This is a genomic window from Streptococcus panodentis, assembly GCF_017884005.1.
GTDB lineage: Bacteria > Bacillota > Bacilli > Lactobacillales > Streptococcaceae > Streptococcus > Streptococcus panodentis.
In genome coordinates, this window is sequence record NZ_QFAY01000050.1 from 1 (window position 1) to 4,152 (window position 4,152).

The window sequence follows — 4,152 nt, forward strand, 5'->3', positions numbered from 1 at the left end:
AAGGTCTGGGAGACCTTTTCAGCCTGAGCTTAGAAACAAGAGAGTGAAGGGAACTAAATTTTTAAAAATTTAGTTCTTATACAGTATCTTCTAAAAGATCCATCCCTCTGTGGGTGAGGGCGCAGCCATCATGGGAGTCTGTCCCACCGCCTTTATCTCCAGCCTCCAACAGTCCTTCTGGACTGTTGGAGCAAGGAGAGTTAACGACATCATAAAAGATAAAAGAAAGGACGATATTTATTGACAGGTTCAAATCATGAGATTATCCCCTCCATCAAGACTCCATCATCCCAGCCTGCAGCTGGTACATTTTCCGATACAGGCCATCGTGAGCCAGAAGGTCTTGATGGGAGCCGGATTCGATGATGCGGCCCTTGTCCAAGACATAGATACAGTCTGCATCCTGAATGGTAGACAGGCGGTGGGCAATGGCAATGGTGGTCCGGCCTTGGCGCATCTTCCGCAGGGAGGTTTGGATGATTTCTTCGGTCTCGGAGTCGATATTGGCTGTCGCTTCATCCAAGATTAGGATTTTAGGCTGAGCGGCAACCGTTCGGGCAAAGGCTAAGAGCTGGCGCTGGCCGCTGGAGAAGGTTGATCCCCGCTCGGTCACTGGGGCATCATAGCCCTGAGGCAGCTGGCTGATAAAGCCGTCTGCATCCACAAACTTGGCTGCTTCTATCATCTCATCTCGAGTCAGCTGCTCCTGATACATCTGGATATTGGAAGCAATGGTGCCATGATAGAGAAAAGGATCCTGCAGGACCAGCCCAATCTTTCTTCGCAGCTCTTCCTGCCTGTAGTCCTTAATATCGCGGCCGTCTATCAAAATCTGCCCCCGCTCAAATTCATAAAAACGCAGAAAGAGATTGATGATAGAGGATTTTCCAGATCCAGTGGAGCCGACAAAGGCAATGGTTTGGCCTTTTTTGACCGTGAAAGAAATATCTTTCAGCACATCTCGGCGGCCGTCATAGGAAAAGGAAACATGGCGAAACTCGATATTGCCATCCTGAATCTGCAGATCCAGCCCAGCCTGCTGCGGCTCATCGTCTCTCTGGTCAATGATTTCAAAGACCCGGTCCGCTGCCACCATGGAAGTCTGCAGAACAGAGTAATTCTGCATGACATCAATCAGGGGATTAAAAAGCTGATTGACATACTGGATAAAAGCATACATGATACCGGCTGTTATCCCAGCCGTTTTCCAGGTCAAGCCAAAGTAAGACAGGATGACCGCATAGGCTAAAATCTTCAGCAGGGACATGGCCGGCCGCAGAAAGAGGCTGTTGATATTGAGATAACGGTTGGTAAAGGCCAGATGCTGACCATTAATCTCCTCAAACTCCTGCAGCAGCCGCTTTTCCTGCCCAAAGGCCTGAACAATGCGCATGCCCTCAATGCTTTCTGATAATTTGACATTCAAATCGCTGAGCTTATTGCGGACCTGCCTGAGCTGACGGTTGGACAGGTGCTGATAGAGCAGGACAGAGGCCGCCATGACAGGCAGAAAAAGAGCAATCATGACGGTCAGCTGCCAATTAAGGGCAAACATGGTGGACAGGGTCACAGCTAAGATAAAGACGGATGACAGGAAATTGGAGAAAATCTCGCTGAACATATCCGCAACGGCCTGCGTATCATTGGTCAGGCGGGAGACCAGAGCCCCTGCTGCCGTCCGGTCAAAGTAAGCCATGCCTTGCTGCTGCAGATTGTCAAAAGCCTCCTGCCGTAAATCCCGGACCACGCTCTGGGCCACACGCGCAAAGGAATACTGACCTAAAAAGGTCAAGAGTACACGCAGCAGAAAGAGAGCATAATAAACAAAGAGCAGGTAAAAGCTGCCAGCCGCCTGCTGACTGCTGATAAAGCGGTCGATAAAATAGCGTGCCAAAAGCGGCAGGCCTGTCGTCACCAGCGTTGTCAGAAAGATAAAGGCCAGAGCCAGACTGCTCAGTCCCTTGTAGCGCCACATGTAGCCCATGAGACGGTTAAAGGTCGCTTGTTTTTTCATGGGTCCCCTCCTCCAAACTTTCTGCCAGCTGCTGATTCTGATAAGTAGCTGCATACCAGCCGCCCTGAGCCAGCAGCGCTTGATGAGTCCCCCGCTCCTTGATGCGGCCGTCTTCCATCACTAGAATCAAATCCGCATGGACAAGAGCTGACAGGCGGTGGGCTGTGATAATGGTGGTCTTGCCGTCCCGCTCGGTTTTGAGATTTTCCAAAATCTCATGCTCAGTCTTAGCATCAACCGCAGACAGGGAATCGTCCAATATCAGAATCTCCGGCTTGGTAATCAAGGCCCGGCTCATGGCCAGTCGCTGCTTCTGCCCGCCAGACAGAGACAGGCCCCGCTCACCGATGACCGTATCCAGCCCTTCCGGCATTGCCTTGATATCTTCATAGACACCGCATAGCCGGGCCGCCTCCATAATCTGCCTGTCTGTCAGCTCAGGATTAGCAAAGCGGATATTATCCCGGATCGAGAGGGCAAAAAGAATCTGCTCCTGAGGCACGTAGCCAATCAGCCGGCGCAGATCCGCCAGCCGATAGCGGCGAATATCCTGACCATCCAGATAGATGGCCCCCTCCTGAATATCCCGCTCCCGCAGCAGCAAACGGAGCAGGGTGGTTTTGCCGGATCCAGTCTGACCGACAATGCCCAGTGTCTGTCCCTTTTCCAGCGAAAAATGAATATCATGCAAGGTTTCCTGACCGGCATCATAGGAAAAGCGCTGAATCGCATAGTCCAGCCGGCCGTTCTTTGCAGCAGGCAGTGGCTGTGCTGCTTCCTTGACATCCGACTCCTGAGCCAGCAAAAGCTCAATCCGCTCATAGGAAACCAAGCCGCGCTGGCTGATATTAAAGAGATAGCCCATAGCCTGCAGAGGCCAGACCAGCATATCCAGATAGGTGATAAAAGTGACCAGCTCTCCCACGGTAAACTGCCCCTGAGTGATAAAGATTCCGCCAAAAAGCAAGGTCAGAGTATAGGACAGGCCGATAAAGACCAGTACCAGAGGATCAAAGAGGGAATTGTACTTGGCCGCCAAAACATTTTTACGGTAGACCTCCTGATTGGTTGCTGCAAAAGAGCGGCTTTCAGCAGCTTGGTAGCCAAAGGACTTGGTCACCTTAATACCAGCCACACTTTCCTGAACTGTATTGTTCAAATCTGAAAAAGCCTCCTGAGCAGCCTTAAAACTCTCGTGATTCCTGCGGCCGATCAGTCCCGTCCCCCAAGAGAGAAAGGGCAGGGGCAGAATAGCAATTACGGTCAGCCGCCAGTCCAAGAGGAAAAACATGGTAATCAGAGTGACCAGAGCTGTGATAGAGGCATCAACTGCTGACATGACACCGCCGCCCGCCACGCTGACGACAGCATTGATGTCATTGGTGGCATGAGCCATGAGGTCCCCGGTCCGGAACTTCTGGTAAAAAGAGGGAGACATGAGGGTAAACTGCTCAAAAAGGCGGAAGCGCAGAATCCGGCCCAGATGATTGGCAGTTCCCAAGATATAGAGCCGCCAGAGATAGCGCAGACCATACATGACAAAAGCCGATGCAGTCAAGAGCAGAAGATTGTAGACCAGCTCCTGCTGGGGCAGGGAGCGGCCAGCAATTTCATCAATGACCTGACCGATGACCCGGGGAGGAATCAAATTGACCAAACTGACCAGAGACAAGGCCAGAATGCCAATGATATAGCGCCGCTTTTCCAGTTTGAAAAACCAGCTCAGTTTTTTCATAAGTTTCATATGTACTCCTAAATTTCATACAGAGTGCGGCCGAATCTGTCAGACACTGCCGTCCGGCCATTTTATTGTCATGCAGAGCATCTTTTATGGCTTTGTTCACTTCAGCTAACAGATGCGGATAAAAGAAACGAAGTGCCTGTCAGCTGCTAGGTCCGGGGGATAGTCAGAGCAGTCGGTGCCGACATGGTTCGAAGAGATTTCTATCGACTGTAGTCTTTTCCTTTGCTTTTAATAGCTAGGCAGTAGGACAGAACTAAATTTTTAAAAAATTTAGTTCCCTTCACTCTTTTGTTTCTAAGCTCAGGCTGAAAAGGTCTCCCAAACCTTTTCACTCCCAGCCCGCGAGGCTCTCCCAGTCCGGGGGACTGGGAGAGGTTGGAGATAAAACAAACGC

Annotated in this window: 2 protein-coding genes; both read right to left on the reverse strand. The window is 50.9% G+C overall.

Translation table 11 applies throughout. The annotated features are described in order from the left end of the window. Positions 1 to 274: 274 nt before the first annotated feature. On the reverse strand, positions 275 to 2,014 hold the full coding sequence (locus tag DHL47_RS13125) for an ABC transporter ATP-binding protein (RefSeq protein ID WP_209552171.1): 1,740 nt from the start codon (positions 2,012 to 2,014) through the stop codon (positions 275 to 277). Continuing rightward, positions 1,992 to 3,758 carry an ABC transporter ATP-binding protein gene (locus tag DHL47_RS13130; protein WP_209552172.1) on the reverse strand — a complete coding sequence of 589 codons (1,767 nt, stop codon included), beginning with the start codon at positions 3,756 to 3,758 and terminating at the stop codon, positions 1,992 to 1,994. The genes DHL47_RS13125 and DHL47_RS13130 overlap by 23 nt, the downstream gene beginning before the upstream one ends. Between the last annotated feature and the right edge of the window lie 394 nt (positions 3,759 to 4,152).